The following is a 22,813-nucleotide window of genomic DNA, read 5'->3' as shown; positions in this document are numbered from 1 at the left end:
AATAATGTGTGACAGATTAGCATTTTTAGCTTGTATGATCTTGTTAGATACATACGTTGCAGGCGATTCATATCACGTTGATTGGCGTTATAGGTAAGGTGGTATGTTTAGATATCAAAGGCTAATAAAAGACGATATTGAAAATCATTTTCTTGACTCTCACCGTTCGCTAATGAGTCATAGTCATTAACAAACCCTACTTTTAGATTCAAATTATTAATATCTGCTAGGCCAATTTTCCAATTGAGTTCTGTTAAATTTCTAAACTCGCCTAATTTATCCAAATTTGGGTATAGGCTGTTTTTAAACTCTACCGAATGATGTTTACTAATAGCCCAAAAACTTTCAAGCCCCAAAAGTGCTTCTGGTGTCCAGCCATCATTGTCACCACCAAACTCTTTACTCACACCTAGGCCTGTTCTACCAATAAGTGACCAAGCGTCTTTTTTTATTAATTGGCTACCTACACCGGCCGATAGGTCAATTTGGTGATCCCAATCTTCGAACTCATCCCAGTCATATCGACCCTTTATAAAAGAAAAGTGGGGGTTTGATGGGTTAAGAAAATCTCTTGTAAATTGAGCAAAAAAATCACTTTTTGTCGTTTCATTATCATCGCTACCATTGTTATATACACTGGATACCGACCAACGTCTTGTTGTGTTTGAAAAATCCCCATTCACACCAATATGAATATCCATATCTTGTGTATTACCTTCATTGCCATTAATCCCTAGTTCAGCGGATCTTTTCCAGTCTTTAAAAAAGCCGGTACCTAATAGGCCGTTATCTTTTTTATCGACTATTTTTTCTTCGCTCACTACAGCTGGTTTAATGTTGGACGAAGGGATAGTTACTAAGCCTAAAATAGGGTGAGAAAGGGTGACTTGTCCATTTTCTGTTTTAATAACATCACCGTTCAAGGTGTCTCCATTGAGTAATTTAATTTCAGTAGCGATTGCGGATTGGAAAAAAGCTAAGCTCAGCAGAAAGATAAAAGGCTTCATAAAATAATAATTAGATAGGGTAGAAAAACAGGTTAAACAAGAATAGTTTTGCTTGATAGGGGGCGCTATGGCCACGTGTGTTTATTGCAAACCGATTATTATAAACAAAGTTGATTTAGTTTTGCGTATTGGAGAAGCATAATAGTTTTGGCATCAACGATATCGCCTGTTGCGATCATTTGATATGCCGCTTCAAAATTAAGCTCTAAGACTTCAATGTTTTCTTGTTCATGCGCGAGTCCTCCGCCTTCACTTATTTTCATTTGCGGTGTGTATTCAGCAATAAAAAAATGCAGTATTTCAGTCACTGCGCCTGGGGACATATAGGCTTGAAAAATTTTCTTAACCGTTTTAACACTGTATCCAGTTTCTTCCTCAATTTCTTTTTTTATACATATTTCTGGTTCGTCGCCGTCTAACAAACCTGCACAGGTTTCAATGAGAAGGCCGTCATTATTGCCATTTAAATAACTGGGTAAACGAAACTGTCTAGTAAGAATAACGCTCTGTTTTGCTGCACTATAGAGCAGTACCGTAGCACCATTACCTCGGTCATAAACCTCACGCTGATGTTGCTCCCATTGACCGTTTTCTTTTTGGAAATCGAAGGTATATTTATTCAATGTATACCAGTTATCGGATAGTAATTTTTTACTTAAATTTTTAATACTCTGAATCATAATATCGAGGGGTATAGATATTTATTTGGCTGTTACTCATTATATTGCAATGTCGCAAGGTGTTCTTGCCGAGTAGGTAAGCTGTGGGTTTATAAATAAGGGGTAAAAAGCCACCAAAAGGCATCCCAAGCTTTTATTACAAAAGAGCGTTTATTGAGTTTTTGGGGCGTTATTTCAATGGCTTGTTGTTTATCGTTGTTTATAATTTTGGCCATTGATTGAGCAAAATCAGCATCAAATATTTCGACATTAAGTTCAAAATTTAATCGCAAACTACGAGAGTCAATATTAGCCGATCCAATTTGGCAATAATGATCGTCTATTAGTAACAGTTTTGAATGCACAAAAGGGCTGGGCTGATAATAAATTTTTACGCCATAGGCTAGAAAATGGCGCATGTTATTTCGCATCGCCCAATGTATATAAGGTTGGTTATTATGGACCGGCAATAATATTGAAACATCTACACCTCTAAGTGCAGCAGACTGTAAAGCAATAATCAGCCCATTAGGCGGTAAAAAATAGGGTGTCACCAGTGTAATACTCGATTGAGCACTGTTAAGAGCGCTAATCATTACTTTTGTTAATACATTTATATTAATGCCCGGACCATCGCTGATAGCGCGACAGGATGATTGTCCGTATGTGTTAATGTCATAGTACTTGCTTGGTAGCTTTTCACCACAGGCGTAAAACCAGTCATTCTCAAATATTTGACCGATTTGTTGTACAACAGGGCCTTTCAAGCTAAACATAAAATCTTTAGTTGCCCTGTTAGGCTGGCACGTTTGTACTAAATGACATTGGCGGATATTCATTCCGCCCGTAAACGCATGTTTTCCGTCACATAATAAAATTTTGCGGTGGTTACGCAGGTTAAGTGTAAAGCGCGGTAACATTTTTCCTATGGGTAAAAAGGTAAGTGTCGTTACACCACGAGCAACTAGAGCCTTTCTAGTTTGACCGAGACTGTACCAAGAACCTACACCATCAAGTAACACACGAACATCAACACCACGTTCCACAGCATCAGCCAGTGCATCGATAAACTGTTCACCAACACCGTTAGACTCAAAAATGTACATGGATAAATAAACCCACTCAGTTGCTTCATGAATACTTTTTAACATCGCTGGGTAAGCATTCTCACCCTGACTAAGAATCTGTATTTGGTTGCCTTCGCTTAAGGGTAGTCCGGTAACAGCCAAACTAAGACGTTGATGAGGTGATAAAGGTCTGCTTTTTTTATCAACAGAGGTAATAGGTTTGGGAGTAGTGCTAAGTGAGGTATCAGCAACTGCGCCTAGTGATAAAACTTTATTGTGAGCGCGGTTTATTCCTAAAACAAGGTAGAGAATAGGGCCAACAAATGGAAGAGAAAAGCAGGTAATAATCCAAAGTAGTGATGACCTAGGATCGTTTTTATTCATCAGTGCATGTAAAGCCGTTGAAACCGACAACATAATTAGTAGCAGTTGGATCAGCCAGTTTAGAGTTAGCCAAAAAGTAATCATATTTTTCTTAACGAGAGGCGATGAAAATTAGCCGAGACTGATTAGTCTACGCTGATTTTTTAAAGTCACAAATCAACTTGCCGATGCTTACTAATCTTTAAAAATTAGGTAGCCCCCAGCGGCTAACATAAAACTACCGGCTGTTTTTCTAACCACGTTATCAAACTTATTAGCGGATGCAACAGCAACTATTTTAGCGGCTGAAAACGCATATAGAATTTTTACACTAGCCAGGCTAATAATCATAATAGAAATTAAAATTAGAATATCTGGGGTTTGAACGGTAGACAGATTAACGAATACAGGTAAGAAACTAGCGTAAAAAATAATGGCTTTAATATCGCCCAAAGTTAATATTAAGCCTGCAGCGAAACTAGCGAATAAATTTTGTTGTTTAACGCTTTTATCAACTGATATTGAGCTAGCACCGTTGGACGTGATGAGCGTATAACCTAACCAAAGTAGGTAAGCGGCTCCGAGGTATTTAATAACCATAAATAAGCTACCCAAGGTGTCAGCCACAACCGACAAACCAACAATAGCCAGTAGAATAAATATCAAATCACCCAGAATGATGCCGGCAGTTACAGCAACACCGTTGGCTACACCAAATGTGGCTGAGCGCGTAACAACTAAAGCAACACTTGCACTGGGTAAAGCTGCCAGCGCAACCATCATGCCGAATAGAGTAATAATCTCAATAATGCTCATTCTTTTTGCCTATTGATTGTGCTGGTTATTTATTAGCCGCCAACTGACTAATAAAGATGATAGAAACGGCTTCTTTTATATGTGAGTTTACAGGCTCAAGTATTTCAATAAGCTCAAGCTTATTAAGCTTAAACAGGGCTTTCCATGTTTCTAATGTTCTAAAGTACCAAGGTGGTGGGTTTGTAAACTGCTGATTAAAGCCAGCCCAAGTGCCTTTTCGCCACCCATCCTGGTATTTAACATGTCCGCAGCCGTTAATAGGGTGGATAGTTTGAATAATAAAATAACCTTGCTCATTTAGAACATGTGGTATGCAGTTAAAAACATGATTAACAGATTCATTACCTAATAATGAAAAGTTACAAACAGCCACATCAAATTTTTCTTTAATAACACGTTGGCTTAACTGCTCATAAGGTATTAGCTTAAAGATACCGCCGCCCAGTCTGTTAGCCTCATCAACAAGGCCGGGCACAACATCTATTCCAAGGGTGGTAATACCCGAATCACTTAGCCTTCTAGCTAACCAACCCTCGCCACAGCCAATATCTAATACAGTTTTAGGCTTTTTTTGTAAAATAGTGTCGGTGATTGCCTTATTTGTAAGCAGCGTTCTGCTTGCTATTTCATTATCACGAATAGCAACAACCCATGGTTTTGCATTTTGTAACCACGAATTAATGATATGTTTGTCAGAAAAGTTATCATCCATATTGAAAAGGGGTAGCGTTTCACATCATTTATATTCTCATAGGAGAGCTAACATTGTGCTGTGTTACATAACACTGTCAATAGGTATTAGAAGCAGGGTGGTTTGAACGGGGGAATAATTGAAGAATTTGCTATACGTTGATTCCCGCATATTAATATGAGTGGGCCACAGAGACCGTTGAGGTCAGCCCAGCTTCAAGCAAACTTGTTGCTGTACCGGCCGTATACGGTACAGAGTCTGATAAAATAAAAATGAGTGACGAACAGCTTGTTTGGAGATTAGACCACAGCAACAATTCAACACCAGCTAGTAGCGAGCTTTTAGCATTAGCAAAAAAATACGGTGCTGATCTTGACTCTGCAACGCCTGGTATGTGCTTCCATGAACATACACTACCAGCTAAGTTTGAAAATTTGACAGAGCAAGTTTTAACAGCAGAGGCATCTGAAACAGTTAAAACAATTCCAACAACCTACCGTACCGTTGAAAAAACCGTTCTTGTTAGTGAAGCGTCAAGCAAAATCATTCAAGTACCTGCTATCTTTAAAACTGTATCAGAAAAAGTACTTGTTAAGCCTGCACACATCATCTGGAAGAAAGGCACTGGCCCAATCCAGCGTATTGATTCTGCCACCGGTGAGATTATGTGCTTAGTTGAAGTACCTGCAGAATATAAAACAGTCAGCAAGAGTGTACTTGCAACACCAGCCACCACTAAAACGGTTGAGATTCCTGCTCAGTATAAAACTGCCTCGGTCCAAGAAGTGGTTAAACCAGCATCAGAATTACGTACAGCAATACCTGCAAAATACGATACGCTAACAAAAACAAATCAAGTGACTGCTGCAACGTTCACTTGGCATGAGATTCATAATAAAAAGCATCCTACTTCTTCACGAACAGGACAAAAGGTATGTTTAACAAAAACGCCTGCTACGTTTAAAACAGTAACTAGACAAGTTGTTAAAACACCTGCAACAACTCGTGAAGTTACCATTCCTGCACAGTTTAAAACGATTAAAGTACGTAAACTAGCTTCACCAGCAACTGAAAAACGAATCGCCATTCCTGCGACATATAAAACAGTTACTCACCAAGAGTTAGTTATCGATGGCTTTATGCAATGGCGCTCTATCTTATGTGAAACCAACATGACTCAAGGTCGTATTTCAAAAATTCAATCTGCGTTAAAAGCAAAAGGCTTCAACCCTGGCAGAATTGATGGCGTGATTGGTGCAGAAACAATCGCTGCAGTTAATGCATTTCAATCAGCTAATAAACTACCCGTCGATAAGTATCTGAATGTTGAAACAGTAAAGGCGTTAGGTGTATCTGTAAAATAACAATGTAATATTAACGATAAAAAACCCGCTACGGCGGGTTTTTTTATACCTTTCTAAAATCAATGGATCAGGCTATATGGGGTTTGTCTGTAAACCGTTTATATCTCCCTTATTAATACTGTAGTTATAGCTATAAGTGATACAAAGAGCTTAATATTTCCACAGTACATTTAAAGTTACTCATAACTCTCCTGAAAAGCTAACGAAGCCAATAAGCAGATGCCAAAAGATGCAGAGCGAAGCGGCGCAGCTTTTGGCAGCCCGAGTTAATTTGCCTTGTTAAGTGATTGCTCTGCTGGGTTGGTTTGTAAGAGCACCAACCTAAACTCCCCATAATCTTTAGCCAAAATCATCTTGACTGGTACGATAGAAATTAGTAGTCCTATTATCATGCCGATTAGTGTTGTAATAAATTGTATGGTTTGACTAGAAACTCCCACAATTGCTAGTATGAATCCAATAATAAAGCCGATGACACCCCCAATTATCATTGCAACTATGATTGCAATGATATTTCTCCAGAGATACGCCCACCATACTTTTGCTGCTCGTTTCCAAGTTACTTCGAGTTCCATTCTTTTCTCCTTTTTGATTCACCTAACAGTGTTAATAAGCAAAACCAATTATCCGCGTATTACTTGCTCTATGCGGATAGTACTTCCATGTATTTTGATATTAAAGACATAAATATGGGTATTACCATGTGCACCAAATACCCTTAACTCAGAGTTTAGGGTGTTTACTCAAAGGGATCAATGTTTAAAATAAACTAATCAAAATAAGAAGTGGTTTTAAACCACTTGCCCTGCACACCAACCTGAAGACCAAGCCCACTGAAAGTTATAACCGCCCAGCCAGCCGGTAACATCGACTACTTCGCCCACAAAATATAACCCTGTTGAGTAATTTGATTCCATGGTTTTTGAAGATAACTCATCACAATTAACGCCACCCAGTGTTACCTCTGCGGTTCTATAGCCTTCGGTGCTGTTGGGTTTTATTTGCCATTGGTGTAGTTGCTTGCTAATAGTTTTAAAGCGATCGTGCGAGATGGATTGCAGCGGTTGGTTTAGGAGTTGTTCATCAAGTAAGGCGGCGATAAATCGTTTCGGTAAATGTTCAGCCAATATGGTTTTTAAATGTGTTTTTGCTTGTGTTTGTTGCTTTGTTTTTAGAAGTGTTTCTATGTCTACATCGGGCAGTAGATTAATGCTGAGCGTTTCGCCAGCGTGCCAGTACGATGATATTTGTAAAATGGCTGGGCCGCTTAAACCACGATGGGTTAGTAGGATATTTTCTCTAAAGCTGTTGCGCTCATTACTCACCACGCACTCTATGGCAATGCCAGAAAGCTCGGCTAGCCAAGCTTTATCGTCCGGTTGTAGGGTAAACGGTACTAGCCCTGCAGTCGTTGGGTGAACAGTATGCCCAAAACGTTTGGCTATGTTATAACCAAAGCCTGTTGCGCCCATTTTAGGGATGGATAAACCACCGGTGGCAATAACGACCGATTCTGCACTGTAATCGTCTAGAGATGTGTTGATGATATAGCGGTCATTTTCTTTGTGAATGTTTTCTATACTGCAATTAAGGCGAATGTCTACCCCTGCATGAGCACATTCTGATAGCAACATATTGAGAATGTCTTTAGCACTATCATCACAAAATAATTGCCCGTGGCTACGTTCGTGATAGGGGATGTTGTAGTCGCACACAAGCGCAATAAAATCCCATTGTGTGTATCGACTAAGTGCTGATTTACAAAAGTGCGGATTATGGGAAATATAATTATCTGCACTGATATCCATATTGGTGAAGTTACAGCGCCCACCACCGGACATGAGTATTTTTCTACCCGCCTTATTTGCATGGTCTAATACCACCACATTGCGGCCACGTTTGCCGGCTTCTATTGCACACATTAAACCAGAAGCGCTAGCACCAATAATAAGAACATCGATGGGTTTATTCATCGATGCGAATAGAAAGGTTTAGTTAAAATGGAGAACATTTGTAATGTTGGTGGTTGAATCATGAGATGGTTGCCCCCAATGTTTATAACGGATTAGAAATAAATATTGGGTCCGGTAAACGCACTATTGTATAAAACTCAGCATTAAAAAGGATAAATAAACCATGGTAGAAAGTAGTTTACGCGATTCTAAAGCGGCTATTCAGCAACTTAAAGAGACGATCAGCAAGCAGATTATTGGCCAAGACGTATTAGTAGAAAGAATGTTAGTTGCCTTGTTAGCAGATGGCCATATATTAGTTGAAGGGGCTCCTGGGCTTGCTAAAACGCGTGCCATTAATGTGTTGAGTAAAGGGATTGAAGCAGACTTTCACCGGGTTCAGTTTACACCAGATTTATTGCCCTCAGATTTAACCGGTACGGATATTTATCGACCACAGAAGGGTACGTTTGAGTTTCAAAAAGGGCCTTTATTTCATAATCTAGTATTAGCGGATGAAATAAACCGTGCGCCTGCAAAAGTTCAAGCCGCTTTATTAGAAGCTATGGCAGAACGACAAATTACTGTTGGTGGTGCCAGTTATCAATTGCCCAGTTTATTTATGGTAATGGCTACGCAAAACCCATTGGAACAAGAAGGCACTTATCCTTTGCCTGAGGCACAACTAGACCGGTTTTTACTGCATGTAAAAATAGATTACCCTAAGGCAGTACATGAAAAAGAGATTTTACATTTAGCCCGCCGCGAGGAAAAAGGCGGTGATACTAAAAAAGCAACAAGCGAGCCGATAACACAGCAACAGTTATTTGCAGCACGTCAGGAAATATTAGACGTGTATATGAGTGACGAACTGGAAGATTATCTGTTGCAATTGATATTAGCAACACGTGAACCGGCTGCTTATGGTGATGATCTAGCTGCTTGGGTTCAATACGGGGCTAGTCCAAGAGCGAGCATTGCGCTTGACCGTTGTTCTAGAGCCAAAGCGTGGTTGAATCAACGTGATTTTGTTACCCCGGAAGATATTCAAAATATTGCCTACGATGTATTACGACATCGTTTAATTATGTCTTATGAAGCCGAAGCAGAGGGCATTACAGCCGATAGGTTTATTAAAGAATTAATTAATAGAGTTGCTGTGCCTTAAATGAAGCAGGCTGTTTTACAAAACGAACGGGTTTCTGTTCAGTTAAAACCCATGGTCGATTTAGCGAAAAAGGCGGGGCTGTTAAAAACTCGTCGGCATCGTATACAGTCGGCCCAAAATGGCGGGTATGTGTCACGTTTTAAAGGCCGTGGAATGGAGTTTGATGAAGTGCGTTTGTATCAAGCAGGGGATGATATCCGTAGTATTGACTGGCGAGTGACTGCTCGTACGAATAAAACACACAGCAAAATATTTCGTGAAGAACGTGAACGACCCATTTTTATTTCTGTTGATTTACGACCCACTATGAATTTTGCAACACGCGGTGTGTTCAAATCGGTACAAGCGTCTAAAGTGGCTGCCTTAGTAGCGTGGGCTGCTCAGTTAAATGGCGATAGAGTAGGCGGTCAGGTTTTTAATCAGCACGGTTGCCAAGAGTTAAAGCCAGCCAATGGCCGCTCAGCTGTTTTACATTTTTTAAATGCGTTGGTTAAACCTACATTATCGATAACAGAGTCTTTCTCGTTAGAGCAAATTCTTAACCGCTTAATGCAACATGCCAGACCTGGTAGCTTGGTATATATTGTTAGTGATTTTCGTGGCTTAAATAATCATGTTGAAAAACAGTTATCTAAATTAGCTAAACACTGCGAACTTCAATTAGTACATATTTATGATCCGCTAGAAAGCTATTTGCCAAGCAGAGGGTGCTATCGTTTTACTAATGGTAAACAGGAAACAGTACTGGATACTGGCGATAACCAGCGGGTATTAGCCTATCAACAACATTTTAAAAACAGGCAACAACAGTTAACAACATTGTGTAAAAAATGGCGAATTTCACTGCTTGAATGTAGCACCGTTGATGATCCATATGAGGTGTTAAGTTAATGAATGAAGCACTGCCCTTAAAAGACATTCATTTACCCGCTGAGGTTAGCTGGTGGCCACCTGCTTTAGGTTGGTGGCTTGTTTTACTGGTTGTTGTTGTGGCTTTGGTTTGTGCTTGGTGGTTGTATAAAAAATTAACACGTCGTACGGCGATTAAAGCAGCATCAGCCTTATTGGTTGATATAAAGCAATCCAAATACAACGATGAATTAAACACACTTAAACAATTATCTATGTGTCTGCGTCGTGTTTCTATCAGTGTGAATCCGCGCAATAAGACGGCAGGTTTAACGGGTAAAGACTGGTTGGAGTATCTAGATCAATCGGTAGACGGTACGCCATTTAGTACCGGTATAGGACGTTATTTATCTGAAGCGCCTTATCGGCAGACAGCGCCAGAAGACATAGAAATAGATGACTTAATTGAATTGTGTGAATGTTGGTTAAAGAGGCAACACCAATGATTCATATCGAGTGGCCTCAATTATTTTTATTATTACCGTTGCCATTGCTATACCGCTGGCTTTTGCCGGCTTATACAGCAGATACACAAGCGGCCCTAAAAATCCCTTTTATAGAAGATTTTGGTGAGGCTAAGGCACGGTATAGCTCAGCAAAACAGCCTTGGCTTTTGTGGTTGGCTGTTATCGCGTGGGTGTTATTAGTGTTGGCGTCTGCTCGACCACAATGGCTGGGTGAGCCTATTGAACAAGCAGTGAGTGGACGTGACTTAATGCTGGCGGTAGATGTATCTGGCAGTATGAAAGAGGAAGATTTTGTTATTGAAAACACCCGTGTGGATCGCTTAACAGCTACCAAATATGTGGCAACAGACTTTATTGAGCGACGCATCGGCGATCGGTTAGGGTTAATATTGTTTGGCACTACAGCCTATTTGCAAACACCTTTAACCTTTGACCGTAAGACAGTTGCAACGTTATTAGACGAAGCATTTATTGGTATTACTGATGATGAGCCGGCAACCTCTATTGGGGATGCAATTGGTTTAGCTGTTAAACATTTGAAGGATGAGCAAGCAAACAGTCGAGTGCTAGTTCTGCTAACAGATGGAGCGAATACAGCGGGTGAAATTACCCCCCTTCAAGCTGCAAAATTGGCAGCTGACCAGCAACTTAAAATTTATACCATTGGGATTGGTGCAGATGAAATGTTGGTACGCAGTTTTTTTGGTAACCGTAAAGTTAATCCATCACGTGATCTTGATGAAAAAACCCTTACGGCCATTGCAGAGGCAACAAATGGTCAATATTTTCGTGCGCGCAGCAAAGAAGAGCTAGAGCAGATATATGAGCTGTTAGATCAACTAGAACCTGTTGAGAAAAATAAGCAATTTTATCGCCCCATGAGTGAACTATACCCTTGGCCATTAGCGCTAAGTTTATTGTTATTGGGCATTATTACTGTGATTCGTTTGAGGCTTATATGAACTGGGCAGACTTTCATTTTATAAGACCTTATTTTTTATTGGCGTTGATTCCGGCGCTGGCTTTAATGTTTGTATCGGTTAAAAACACACTGGCTAAAGGTGAATGGGCCGATGTGTGTGATGCAGCCTTATTGCCGTTTATTTTAGAAGATAAACAATCGTCTAAAAGTTATTGGGTAGTCGGGGCTTTATCAATGGCCGTTTTATTATCAATTGTTGCACTGGCAGGCCCAACATGGGAACGCTTAGAAACACCTGCATTTCGTAATGATGCGGCGTTGGTTATTGCCTTAGACCTTTCGCAAACCATGAATGCGACTGATATAAAACCCAGCCGTTTAGTGCGTGCCCGCTATAAAATTGCAGATATTTTAAGACAAAGAAAAGACGGACTGACGGCCTTGGTGGTGTATTCAGCAGATGCGTTTACCGTTACGCCATTAACTAGCGATGTGGCAACGATTGAGAACCAGCTGAATGCCTTAGAAAGCAGTTTAATGCCACGGCAAGGTAAAGATACACAAGCGGCTTTAACGTTGGCCGTTAATCTTTTACAACAAGCCGGTCAAAAGCAGGGTAATATTTTTCTTATAACCGATGGTATTAAGCAACCGGCAAAAACATTAGAAAAAGAGCTGGGCGATTATGTTGTCTCTATTTTGGGGGTTGGAACAGCTGCTGGTGGCCCGGTTAAACAAGCTGGTGGTGGTTTCTTAAAAGATAATCAAGGGAATATTATTATTGCCAAATTAAACGCTAAAGAACTTGCATCGTTAGCGAGCCGTTCAGGCGGGCACTACGGAACAATGACGGCTGATGATAGTGATATTAAAGCAATGTTATCTAGCCTAGAACGGCCGGTGTTAGATGAACTTGCTAATGATAATAATGGACTGATTGAGCAATGGAATGATAGGGGCGTTTGGTTGCTATTGTTGGTCTTGCCATTGGCTGCCTTTGGTTTTAGGAAAGGGCTACTAATAGGGTTGGTTTTTATTATTATGCCACTGGCCGAAAACAGTTATGCGGTGGAATGGGACGCGCTTTGGTTGAATAAAAATCAGCAAGCAAAACAGCTATTTGAAGAAAAAAAGTTTCAGCAAGCAGCAGAAAAATTCACCTCACCAGAGTGGAAAGCAGCGGCTCAATATAAAGCAGGTGAGTACCAACAAGCTGTAGAGCAACTTGAAGGAATTGAAACAGCAGAGAGTCTGTATAACAAAGGCAATAGCCTAGCAAAATCGGGTCAATTAAATGAAGCAAAACAGGCGTATGAGCAATCGTTAAAATTAAACCCTGATAATGAAGATGCACTACATAATTTGAAACTGATTGAAGAGGCTCAAAACAAATCACAGCCTAAAGGTGATCAAGGTCAAGACAAACAGCAAGAGGGAGAGGGTAACTCTAAAAACGCCGAACAAGCAGATCAGCTATCCAATACACAACCAGCCGATAATAAGGACGATTCGTCCAACGAGTCTAAAGAGGCAGCGCAAGATCAGGCTGCTGAGTCATCAACGTCAGCTAATCAGGAATCGTCTGCAGAAAATACCGAGGAGGAAAGCAGGCCGAACGACAGTAAAGAGGTGGGTGAGCAGCAGCAAGCGGCAACGGCAGAGCTTTCTAATGAAGAACAACAAGCGGCTGAGCAATGGTTAAAACGTATTCAAGATGACCCTGCGGCATTATTAAAACGAAAATTTAAGTATCAATATGGTCAACGACAGCTACAACGTTAAGAAAAAGGCAGCAATGATGAAAAATAACCTGTTGAAATACTTTGTTTTAATATCAGTTTTTCTAGTTAGCACGCATAGTATTGCGCTTGATATAAATGTCTCTGTTGATAGAAATCCAGTCAGTATTAACGAATCTTTTAAGTTAATTTTTAGTATGGAGGAGTCGCCTGATGATGATCCGGACTTTAGCCCATTGGATGATAAGTTTGAGGTGTTAAATCAACAAAAAAGCAGTCAATCTTCTTGGGTTAATGGCCGATCAACAAAGTCTATTTCTTGGACCTTAGATGTCATGGCAAAACAGACCGGTCCACAACAAATTCCGGCTATATCATTTGGTGATGATGTATCAAAAGCGCTGAGCATTACGGTTTTAGCAAACAGCACAAGCGATAAAGTGGACATTGATGATGACCTATATTTACAAGTAGAGGTTTCGCCAGAGCAGCCTTATGTTCAGTCTCAATTATTGTATACCGTACGTTTATTCCAGCGTGTGCAAATTTCAAAAGCATCACTTTCTGAACCAACAATCGACAATGCCATCGTTGAAAAAATAGGTGAAGATAAGCAGTATAACAAGCAGTTAAATGGGGTTAATTATTCGGTTTTCGAACGTAAATATGCCATTTTTCCTCAACAAAGCGGGCCATTAACAATTCCACCCACGGTATTAACAGCACAAGTGGTTACCGGTGCCGGTCGGTCATGGAATGGCAGTCTGTTTAATACTCAACGTACAAAAACTAAACGGGTTCAATCAAAAGCAGTTAATGTTGATGTGCAACCTGCGCCAGCAAGCTTTACAGGTGAGCATTGGTTGGCTGCCAAAAGTGTTCATTTACAACAAACTTGGTCAAACGACGAGTTAAGCGTAACAGTAGGGGAGCCGTTAACTAGAACGTTAACAATGTTGGCGAGAGGTGTAACGGCCAGTCAACTACCAGAGTTAAATACTGATACAGCGTCTTCGCAGCTTAAAGTGTATCCAGATCAGCCCTTGTTAAGAATCCAAAGCGAAGAAGACGGCGTTATAGCGTTGAGAGAACAAAAAGCAGCTATTATTCCTGCTAAGGCTGGGGACTATACATTACCCGCTATAGAGGTGCCTTGGTTCAATACAATAACAGGGCGTATTGAAACAGCCGTTATTCCAGAAATGACCATTACTGCCGTTGCGCTTGAATCGGTCGAAATACCGCAGGTTATAGCCACAGAGCCTAATCAAAAATTAGTTACTGAGATAGACAGGCTTGATCAGGCAGCAACGGTTAATACCACAGAGCATTATTGGAAATGGTTAGCTATTATATTTGCAATAGCTTGGTTAATTACTCTTGTGTGGGTGGTTATAAAGGGACGGTTTAGACGTTCTTCAAGCTCTTCAATAGACGAAGAAAATAGCTCAGTGAAAAAAGCGATTAAAGACCTGCAACAAGCCTGTAAAGCGAATGATCCTAAAGAGTCAAAAAAGGCGTTAATAACTTGGGGCTTTGTACAATTTAACAGCAAAGAACTTGATCAAATAAGCCGGTATTGCAGCAAAGAATTACAAGCAGAAATTGAACAGCTTAATCAGGCGCTGTATTCAAACAATGATATTGAATGGAAAGGTGAGGATTTGGCAGGCTTGGTTAATGAACATAGTCAGCGCTTGCAAAAAAGAGATAAAAAAGCCGAGGGTTTAGAACCGCTTCATAAACTATAGGTCTAATAAATTAAATATTTATCATATAGTTAAAAGATTTTTGTAATGTAATATATTATATTTATTTATTGTTAAAATTTAGAAAATTTGTTGACTGAATTAAGGCAAGGCTAAGTTTAAATGAGCGTGTATAAAGTTAAATTACTTACAACTTAACCACTTTTGCAGCTTAACCAGACTGCGGCTCTAATTAAATTATCTGCTATAAAAAAGGCCCCAGACGGGGCCTTTATATTGTTGACTCATCAGTCTAAATTTAACGGCTTAACAAGGTATTAACGTTGGATGAAAGATTCAATCACAGTACTGATTTTTTGGTCTTGGTAAGCCAAGGTTTTCACGTAAGGTATTACCTTCGTAGCTGGTTCGATAGACGCCACGTCTTTGTAGTTCTGGGACTAGTTTATCAACAAAATCATCTATGCCCTGAGGTAGGTAAGGAAACATGATATTAAAACCATCACAGGCATTAGAATTTAGCCACTCTTCCATTTGGTCCGCTATCATTGAGACGGTTCCTAACATTTCTAAACAGCCATAAGAGCCGCCAACATATTGGGCTAATTCGCGTACAGTCATATTGTCTTCTTTTGCCATATCAACAAGTTTTTGACGACCAGATTTAACTGCGTTGGTTTCGGGTATTTCAGGAAGAGGGCCATCAAGATCAAACTTGCTAGCATCACATCCTAACAAAATGGATAAAGAGCCCATGCCTGTGCTAGGGTCAACCATGCTATCTAGTTGACGTTTTTTATTTTTTGCTTCCTCTAAGGTATCACCAATAATAACAAAGCAACCAGGGAAAACTTTAAGGTGATCTGGGTTTCTTCCGTAGGCTTTAGCGCGTGATTTTATATCGGCATAATATTCTTGTGCGGTACTTAGTGTACTAGCGGCTGAAAAGACCATTTCTGCTACTTCTGAGGCAAACTGGCGTCCTGCTTCAGAGGCACCAGCTTGGACTATAAGAGGCCAACCCTGAACCGGACGTGCTACATTTAAAGCACCTTCAACAGCATAAAACTCACCTTTATGTTTAGGTGGGTGCAATTTATCAAGGTCTGCAAATATGCCCGTTTCAGTGTTTCTAAGAATAGCGTCATCTTCCCAGCTATCCCATAGTTTGGTTACCACCTCATAACACTCTCGTCCGCGTTTATAGCGCTCGTCGTGTTCTACTGCTTCTGGTAAACCAAAATTAAGGGCTTCTAACGGATTAGAAGAGGTCACAACATTCCAGCCAGCTCGTCCTTCACTGATGTGGTCTAGTGAAGCGAATTTTCGTGCAATATGGTAAGGCTGGTTGTAGGTTGTGGATGCGGTAGCAATTAGGCCTATATGTTCTGTAACGGCAGCAAGCGCAGGCAGTAGGGTTAGAGGTTCAAGGGATACAACAGTTGCACTTCGTTTTAATGCCTCATCGGGCATGTTTAACAATGAAACGTGGTCCGCCATAAAGATGGCATCAAAAAGCCCTTTCTCTAGGGTTTGTGCAAAACGAATATGGTGTTTAAAGTTAAAGTTTGCATCTGAAAATGCATCAGGGTAGCGCCAACTGCAACTATGGATGCTGGCTGGGCGCATAAAAGCCCCAAAGTGTAACTGTTTTTTTGTACTCATCGTTGCCTCATTCTTTGTAGTATTAAGTTTTTATTTTAGGTTTGGAGGTTCTTTCCAATTAAGCTACTTCGAGCTTTTATTGGTGTTCTGAGAAAATTTTTTATTGTTATTATATTTTTATATGCGTTGAATCTAACGTTTGAACTGCCCTATATATAAACCATAAAAGTGGGAATAGTCCATACAAAAGCTATATAAATGTCTGTCATTAATTACTCGTAGCTCGTTTAAATGGCACATAGTTGAGTCGTTTTATTAATGACGTTACGTTAATAATTAGCCCTTTAATCATCTATATGGGTTTTGATAAAAGTCCCTATCGAATGAATGGCTTGGTGCGCTTCTGGAATCAATCTGGACATTAACTGCCAGACATGAACTTGGCCATGCCAAACTTCAAGCGTTGTATCGACACCTGCTTTTTTTGCAAATTTGTTCAAACGGACGGCATCGTCCAGTAATACCTCATCACTGCCAACTTGAATTAATAGGGGAGGGAGTCCGTTTAGCTCGGCAAAAAGAGGTGAAACTCGTCGGTCATCCGCGGCTACATCACCAAGGTATTGATCAGCTAACCATGTTAAGGATTCCTTACATAAAATTGCATCTGCCTTGGCATTCGTTTGCATCGAGTCACCAGAAAAGCTTAAGTCGACCCAAGGAGACAGGCAGATACCTGTAGCCGGTAATGGGATGGACTGCTCTTTTAAGGCAAGCATCAGTGAAATAGTAAGCCCTCCACCGGCTGAATCACCTGCAATAACAATTTTTTTCGGATCTTTGCTGTCATCTAACAAGGCTTTATATGCAGACACTGCATCGTCCAGTGCAGCTGGGAAGGGGGCTTCTGGTGCTAAACGGTAATCTAAAACAAATACCCTTGCTTGAGCTAAATTAGCTAACATGGCTGCCAAGCCTCTATGGCTGGTAGGCGATCCAACCACGTAGCCACCACCATGCAAATATAAAATAGTCGTTTCTTTACTGCCTAATTGCGCTTCATGCCATTCGCCGGGAACACCCCCTAAGGTAGTCACTCGCCCTCGTTCCGGTTTGACGCTCATGACTGCTAACTTGTCCATGTTATCGCGTTCTTGAACCAAATTACGACTGGCTGTGAATTTCCTTTTAATGGTCATTCGCAAAACCTTCGCTAATAACTGACTTCGTATGCTTGCCATTATTGCCTCCTTTATTTATTGATAGTAAACCATAAACCACTACGTAGTATTCATCAGATATTCTTCATCATTTTAGTAAGCGTATAACTTTTTGCTAATATTTAATATCATTAGCTAAAAAAGTTTTTATAATGAGTGTTAGAATTTGTAATATAAGAATTAAAACAATAACTAAGGGCTAGGCATGTCAACGATAAAAACAATTAAAGCGTTAAAGGATGGAGGCGTTAAGGAACCACGGGTGATTATTATGGGTGCCGGTATGTCGGGTATCTTAATGGGCATTAACTTACTAAAGGCGGGGCTAACAAATTTTAGTATTTATGAAAAACGTAGCACTATAGGTGGCACCTGGCGTGAAAACACCTATCCTGGAATTGCATGTGATATACCATCTTATTTTTATACGTACAGCTTCGAGCCTAACCCACATTGGACGCGGCGTTTTCCCCCGGGTTCAGAAATTCAAGCCTATTTTGAGCGAGTTTTTGAAAAGTACCAATTGGCAAGTTACACAACCTTTAATGAAGAAATAACCAATACCCAGCACAAAGATGGGCAATGGCATGTTGAAACGGCCAGTGGAAAAACAGATACCGCTGACTTTATTGTGGCGGCAACTGGGGTGTTACATAAGATCAACGAACCTAAATTTGAAGGTATTGAGGACTTCGAAGGCGATGTTTTTCATACGGCACGCTGGAATCATGACGTTGAGTTATCAGGTAAAAGGATTGGTGTGATTGGCGGGGGGTCAACAGGCACCCAAATGATCGATCCTTTATCTAAGGTTGCTAAAAAGTTGACTTTATTTCAACGTACGCCGCAATGGATTTTCCCGATTCCTGATAAGGCTTATTCTAAACTGTGGATTCGTTCGGTTAAACGGTTTCCTGTTCTTGGGAAGTCTCTTTACCGGCTTTATAAGTTTATGCAAGAAAGAACAGTCGGTGTTGCAACGGTTAAGCCTGGTTGGAATCGTTCAATACTCAATAAGTTGTGCGAATGGAATTTAAATCATGTGAAAGACCCTGTGTTGCGCGCTAAGTTAACGCCTAATTATGAACCTGGCTGTAAGCGCCTTGTGATGTCCACCAGCTTTTATCCAGCCATTCAAAAACCGAACGTTGACTTAGTGACAGAAGGCATCGATAAAATTGAAGCAAAAGGTATCCGTACTAAAGATGGCGTCTTGCATGAGCTTGATCTTATCGTACAAGCGACAGGGTTTGATGGTTTTGCTTTTATGCGCCCGATGACCATGCAAGGCACGAATAACACAACATTATCCGAGGCATGGGAAAGCGGCCCGCGTGCTTTTCGTGCGATTACTATTCCAAATTTCCCCAATTTTTTTATGTTAAATGGCCCCAATAGCCCTATAGGGAACTATTCATTAATTGCCATTGCCGAGACGCAAAGCAGCTATATCATGAAATGTATTCAAAAATATATGGAAGGTGTTTTTGATTATATTGAGCCTAAACAAGAAGCTGTTGATGATTTTTATAAAACAGTTCATGAAGCGCTCCCGGGCACCATTTGGACGACAGGTTGCCAAAGTTGGTATTTAGATGATAACGGTGTGCCATTATTGTGGCCGTGGTCACCACAACGTTATGCAAAAGAAATGAGTCAACCAGACTTTAATAATTATCATTTGAAAAAAGCGTAGCTATTAAGTGGAGACAGCTGTCTGTTCTATAAGGTTTCACAACCTTTAGCCGATACTTAAATAATACTTGTTAAACTGTTTTGAGCCTTAGTCGTTGAGATGAGGCTCTTTTTTGAGGGCTAGACTTTAGGGACGGTTAGCTATTTTTGTATAAATAGGCCAGTTAAAACAACCTTTATGTGGGGTTTGATAATTCAGCCAAGGCACCTTTTATAACATGTGCAGACGATCTTAATAAAATAATGGCCAAGAAAGAGGCAATGATAATATCGGGAATCCCAGAATTAAAAAACCACACGCCAAGGGCTGCTAAAAGAACAGATAAGTTAGATGCGATATCATTTCGTGAGCACTCAAACACAGAGCTCATATTTATATCCTCGTGCCGATGTTGCCAAAGTAGTAAAAGGCATAAGCCATTGGCCAGTAGGCCGGCAATACTAAAAATACTCATTACTTCGTAAACTGGCAGGGTGGGCGTTACTAGTCGATATATTATCTGGGCGATAACAACACTCGCGGCAATAAAGATTAGCCCACCTTTGAAAAGTGCAATGCGGGCTTTTAGTTCGGGTCCTTTAGATACTGCAAATAAACTCAGAGCATAGGTTAGTGCGTCGCCTAGGTTATCTAAACTGTCAGACATTAACGCTGTAGATTGACCATAAAAGGCAGCAGCTACTATTACCACGAACATAATGGCATTTATCCAGAGCACCTTAATTAGCGTGCTACGCTGTCTACCTTCTTTTGCATCTAGTGTGCAGCTATTGTCGCAACATGATCCCATATGGTTACCTTAAAGAGCGAATGTCATGGGTAGAATTGAATTATGAACATTGAGTGTGGGCATAAAGTCACCGGTATTATTTATGCTCTTTTTTTGATTGAGCCGACAATAAAAAGCAGTAATACAGCGCCCACAGTTGCGGTGATGATTGAACCAATCAAACCACCCGCAGAAATACCTAACAAACCAAAGACAAACCCACCAAAGACAGCGCCAATAACACCAACGACAATATTGCCTAATAAACCAAAACCGTTACCTTTCATCAGTGTGCCCGCCAACCAACCAGCAATGCCACCAATGGCTAAAAAAATTAAAATGTCCATTGTTTTATCTCTTAATATATAACGTTTATATAAGTTTACCCTAGCATACGGGATATTAGTTGGCGAATGAAAATATCAATCCGTCACCGGCTTTATTTGGTAGGTAGACATTCTTTAGGCCATGTCGTTTTTAAAATAAGCAAGTTCATTATATTTATTTGAACGAGTTTAAAACAACCATGTTGTTGGGTTTGGGTACTCTTGTTGTTGCTCTATTAATTTTAGGCCTTTTATGCAGCGAATAATCAGCCATACCACAGAAAACATTAGTACTAAGTAACCGATTAGAACGGAGGCTAGTAGAGTGCCGACTAGGATAAAGAGAATACCAATCCAAAAGGTCCTAATCTGGAACCGATAATGGCTTTTTAACCATTCCGGTGAGTCGTTTTGGTTAAGGTAGGCCATGACGATGCCAATGATGCTAGTGATACCAAAAACAAGCCCTACCAGATACAGAATGTAGATAGTTTTAGCGGTTCGATCTGTGCTTGGCCCTAGTTGTGCGATTGGTTTATTCATAACTTTTGTCCATATTAGTTTTGTGGCTCACAGGTTCAACTTAGTTACCCTTATACTAAGGTGAGGGTGGTGCAATCATTACGCGATCTCGACCTTGTTGTTTGGCGTTGTACATAGCCTCGTCAGCGCGAGCTAAGAGGCTTTCAATGGACTCGTTGTTGTCAAACATGGCAACGCCGGCACTGATAGTTATCGTAATAAACTCTTCGCTGTTTAGCTTGACGGGGTGTAAAGCTAAAGTGTGTCTTAGTTTGTTACCAAATTCCTCTGCACGTTCTATGTTTGCACCAATTAGCACAAAGATAAATTCTTCTCCCCCGATTCGTCCACAAAAATCAGTTTTTCGGCCTATACCTGAGGCTATTTGTGCAAATTCTACCAATGCTTGATCGCCTGCGGCATGTCCGTATTTGTCATTAATACTTTTAAAATGATCAAGGTCTATTGACAGTACACAGAGTTTTTTGAAAAACCTATTGGATTGATCGATGAGTTGATGCAAACGCTCAAAGGTGGCACGTCGGTTAGGTAGGCTGGTTAACTCGTCAATTCTTGCTAAGGCTTCTAATTCTTCTTCTGATATTTTTTTGTATAACAGGTAGCTGAAGGTATCAGAGAGTAACTGCATCAAGATGTAGTCGTCCTTACAAAAAGGGTCAACAGGAGAGGAGCTGGTGAAATTTACGGTTCCATAGAGTTTGCCATCCAGTTTTAATGGCGTGCCGATGTACGATTCTAATTGGAAATTCTTGTAGCAAGGGTGGTTTTGAATTTGACTCTTACCTACAAAATGAAAGCCAACAGTTTTATTTTCTTTTAATGTGTGAACACAGTAAGTTCCCTCTAGGTCAAATTGTGTTTTTGGCTTTAATTGACCATTAAAATCGACGCAGTTTTCAACCGTATACTCATTGCCTTCAATATGAGACATTATGGCTGTTTCCAGACCAAAATGATTAAGGCCAATGGTCAATAATGATTCTATTTTTTGCTCATAACTTAAGCTAAGGTCAGAGATTACATTGTGAATTTTTTGCAGGGCATCTAAAAATTGGTCGGCTGAGCGTGCAGGGCGGATAAGGCCTAAAAATCCAATGACCGCTCCATCAGAAGAATGCATAATGGTCCCTGTTGTTACGCCAAGGAAAATTTCTCCGTCCGAACGGCGATATAAAATCCTATAGTTTTCTGTAGGCTTTTCGCTTGCTAGGTTATAGCGATGCCGACCTTGTTCTGAAAAATCATTTTCATCGGCATAAAGTATTTGGGACACTTTTCCATACAGCTGCTGTTTCGAGTAACCAAATAAACGTTCTGCTGCCAAGTTCATATACACTAGGCGTCGATTGGTATCGGCAACTAAAATAGCTTCTTCAAAACCATGGAATATTTCGGAAAGCAGTGCTGATGAAATCGCACTTACTTCGTCCGCAGCTATCATTGATTGCATATTGTCTAACTTAAGTTCATTCATAATTTACCTCAGTAAAATCTATTGCGATAGTGCTAGCAAATAGTGGACCACGATAGAGACCGAAAAACGTGGCGTATTGTAGGTCAGTTACTTTGAACAGTTGTGTACTGTAAGTTTTGGTGTTTATTGAGACTTCCATAAGAATAACCTGATATAGAGTCCAATAGCCCAACCTAAACTTGCCAATAAATAATCATGGAAAACATCAAATAAGAGATCAACCAAGGGCTTCCTTGAGGGGCACAATACTGCTGAGAACCCACACTACTACAAGGATTAAGGCGGTTGCAAATAGAAAATGTAAATACTTGTGGTTTTTTTAATATGGATCATTTTTAAGGCAGTTT

The 22,813-nt window shown here is 40.3% G+C and carries 21 protein-coding genes; 8 read left to right on the top strand and 13 right to left on the bottom strand.

The genetic code is table 11. The features are described 5' to 3' along the window. Positions 1–107: 107 nt before the first annotated feature. The 5 genes from KUG63_RS09700 to KUG63_RS09680 all read right to left on the bottom strand — a co-directional run bounded on the left by KUG63_RS09700 (position 108) and on the right by KUG63_RS09680 (position 4,624). A complete protein-coding gene (locus tag KUG63_RS09700) occupies positions 108–1,007 on the bottom strand; it encodes a YdiY family protein (RefSeq protein ID WP_287555023.1) in 900 nt (299 codons plus the stop codon). A gap of 98 nt (positions 1,008–1,105) precedes the next feature. After that, positions 1,106–1,687 (bottom strand): GDP-mannose pyrophosphatase NudK, encoded by a 582-nt coding sequence (gene nudK / locus KUG63_RS09695; RefSeq protein ID WP_016389414.1) that lies wholly within the window; start codon positions 1,685–1,687, stop codon positions 1,106–1,108. 89 nt (positions 1,688–1,776) lie between these two features. Then, entirely contained in the window at positions 1,777–3,201 is a 1,425-nt protein-coding gene (cls, locus tag KUG63_RS09690; RefSeq protein WP_020932704.1) for a cardiolipin synthase, read from the bottom strand. A gap of 90 nt (positions 3,202–3,291) precedes the next feature. Further along, on the bottom strand, positions 3,292–3,912 hold the full coding sequence (locus KUG63_RS09685; protein WP_015005795.1) for a LysE family translocator: 621 nt from the start codon (positions 3,910–3,912) through the stop codon (positions 3,292–3,294). Between the two features lie 25 nt (positions 3,913–3,937). Beyond that, entirely contained in the window at positions 3,938–4,624 is a 687-nt protein-coding gene (locus tag KUG63_RS09680) for a class I SAM-dependent methyltransferase (protein WP_015005796.1), read from the bottom strand. 251 nt (positions 4,625–4,875) lie between these two features. Here KUG63_RS09680 and KUG63_RS09675 point away from each other — a divergent pair, with 251 nt between their 5' ends. After that, a complete protein-coding gene (locus KUG63_RS09675; protein WP_015005797.1) occupies positions 4,876–5,967 on the top strand; it encodes a peptidoglycan-binding domain-containing protein in 1,092 nt (363 codons plus the stop codon). 266 nt (positions 5,968–6,233) lie between these two features. Here the strand turns inward: KUG63_RS09675 and KUG63_RS09670 are convergent, their stop codons facing one another. Further along, complete coding sequence (locus KUG63_RS09670) at positions 6,234–6,542, bottom strand: hypothetical protein (protein WP_015005798.1); 309 nt, start codon at positions 6,540–6,542, stop codon at positions 6,234–6,236. Between the two features lie 216 nt (positions 6,543–6,758). Beyond that, positions 6,759–7,940 (bottom strand): NAD(P)/FAD-dependent oxidoreductase, encoded by a 1,182-nt coding sequence (locus tag KUG63_RS09665; RefSeq protein WP_287555018.1) that lies wholly within the window; start codon positions 7,938–7,940, stop codon positions 6,759–6,761. Between the two features lie 163 nt (positions 7,941–8,103). On the opposite strand from KUG63_RS09665, the gene KUG63_RS09660 reads away from it, so the two are divergent. The 6 genes from KUG63_RS09660 to KUG63_RS09635 are packed head-to-tail and all read left to right on the top strand — an operon-like array spanning position 8,104 to position 14,875. Beyond that, positions 8,104–9,087, top strand: coding sequence for an AAA family ATPase (locus KUG63_RS09660; RefSeq protein ID WP_287555016.1), 984 nt, complete (start codon positions 8,104–8,106; stop codon positions 9,085–9,087). Further along, on the top strand, positions 9,088–9,978 hold the full coding sequence (locus KUG63_RS09655; RefSeq protein ID WP_020932702.1) for a DUF58 domain-containing protein: 891 nt from the start codon (positions 9,088–9,090) through the stop codon (positions 9,976–9,978). Beyond that, complete coding sequence (locus KUG63_RS09650; RefSeq protein ID WP_020932701.1) at positions 9,978–10,442, top strand: DUF4381 domain-containing protein; 465 nt, start codon at positions 9,978–9,980, stop codon at positions 10,440–10,442. Before KUG63_RS09655 ends, KUG63_RS09650 begins: the two co-directional genes overlap by 1 nt. Then, the gene (locus KUG63_RS09645; protein ID WP_015005803.1) at positions 10,439–11,425 is read left to right on the top strand and encodes a vWA domain-containing protein; all 987 of its coding nucleotides are present in this window, start codon (positions 10,439–10,441) and stop codon (positions 11,423–11,425) included. The genes KUG63_RS09650 and KUG63_RS09645 overlap by 4 nt, the downstream gene beginning before the upstream one ends. Then, positions 11,422–13,167, top strand: a complete 1,746-nt coding sequence (locus tag KUG63_RS09640) for a VWA domain-containing protein (RefSeq protein ID WP_015005804.1) — start codon at positions 11,422–11,424, stop codon at positions 13,165–13,167. The genes KUG63_RS09645 and KUG63_RS09640 overlap by 4 nt, the downstream gene beginning before the upstream one ends. Then, a complete protein-coding gene (locus KUG63_RS09635; RefSeq protein ID WP_015005805.1) occupies positions 13,142–14,875 on the top strand; it encodes a BatD family protein in 1,734 nt (577 codons plus the stop codon). Before KUG63_RS09640 ends, KUG63_RS09635 begins: the two co-directional genes overlap by 26 nt. Before the next feature lie 294 nt (positions 14,876–15,169). On the opposite strand, the gene KUG63_RS09630 is transcribed toward KUG63_RS09635, so the two are convergent. Then, positions 15,170–16,498 (bottom strand): LLM class flavin-dependent oxidoreductase, encoded by a 1,329-nt coding sequence (locus KUG63_RS09630; RefSeq protein WP_016390781.1) that lies wholly within the window; start codon positions 16,496–16,498, stop codon positions 15,170–15,172. Positions 16,499–16,782: 284 nt separating this feature from the next. Continuing rightward, entirely contained in the window at positions 16,783–17,679 is an 897-nt protein-coding gene (locus KUG63_RS09625; protein WP_287555014.1) for an alpha/beta hydrolase, read from the bottom strand. Positions 17,680–17,863: 184 nt separating this feature from the next. Here KUG63_RS09625 and KUG63_RS09620 point away from each other — a divergent pair, with 184 nt between their 5' ends. Further along, complete coding sequence (locus KUG63_RS09620) at positions 17,864–19,354, top strand: flavin-containing monooxygenase (RefSeq protein ID WP_020162101.1); 1,491 nt, start codon at positions 17,864–17,866, stop codon at positions 19,352–19,354. 175 nt (positions 19,355–19,529) lie between these two features. Here KUG63_RS09620 and KUG63_RS09615 read toward each other — a convergent pair whose 3' ends face one another. The 4 genes from KUG63_RS09615 to KUG63_RS09600 all read right to left on the bottom strand — a co-directional run bounded on the left by KUG63_RS09615 (position 19,530) and on the right by KUG63_RS09600 (position 22,466). Continuing rightward, positions 19,530–20,144: a cation transporter gene (locus KUG63_RS09615; protein WP_015005809.1), complete on the bottom strand. Its 615-nt coding sequence runs from the start codon at positions 20,142–20,144 to the stop codon at positions 19,530–19,532. Between the two features lie 80 nt (positions 20,145–20,224). Continuing rightward, complete coding sequence (locus tag KUG63_RS09610; RefSeq protein ID WP_015005810.1) at positions 20,225–20,470, bottom strand: GlsB/YeaQ/YmgE family stress response membrane protein; 246 nt, start codon at positions 20,468–20,470, stop codon at positions 20,225–20,227. A gap of 168 nt (positions 20,471–20,638) precedes the next feature. Next, positions 20,639–20,992, bottom strand: coding sequence for a DUF4870 family protein (locus KUG63_RS09605; protein ID WP_020162102.1), 354 nt, complete (start codon positions 20,990–20,992; stop codon positions 20,639–20,641). A 55-nt stretch (positions 20,993–21,047) separates the two neighbouring features. Next, positions 21,048–22,466 carry a diguanylate cyclase gene (locus tag KUG63_RS09600; RefSeq protein ID WP_277642100.1) on the bottom strand — a complete coding sequence of 473 codons (1,419 nt, stop codon included), beginning with the start codon at positions 22,464–22,466 and terminating at the stop codon, positions 21,048–21,050. Positions 22,467–22,813: the final 347 nt, after the last annotated feature.

The sequence above is a fragment of the Cycloclasticus sp. genome (assembly GCF_019090545.1).
GTDB lineage: Bacteria > Pseudomonadota > Gammaproteobacteria > Methylococcales > Cycloclasticaceae > Cycloclasticus > Cycloclasticus pugetii.
The sequence above is the reverse complement of the archived record's forward strand: the minus strand, read 5'-3'. Positions and strand labels throughout refer to the sequence as shown.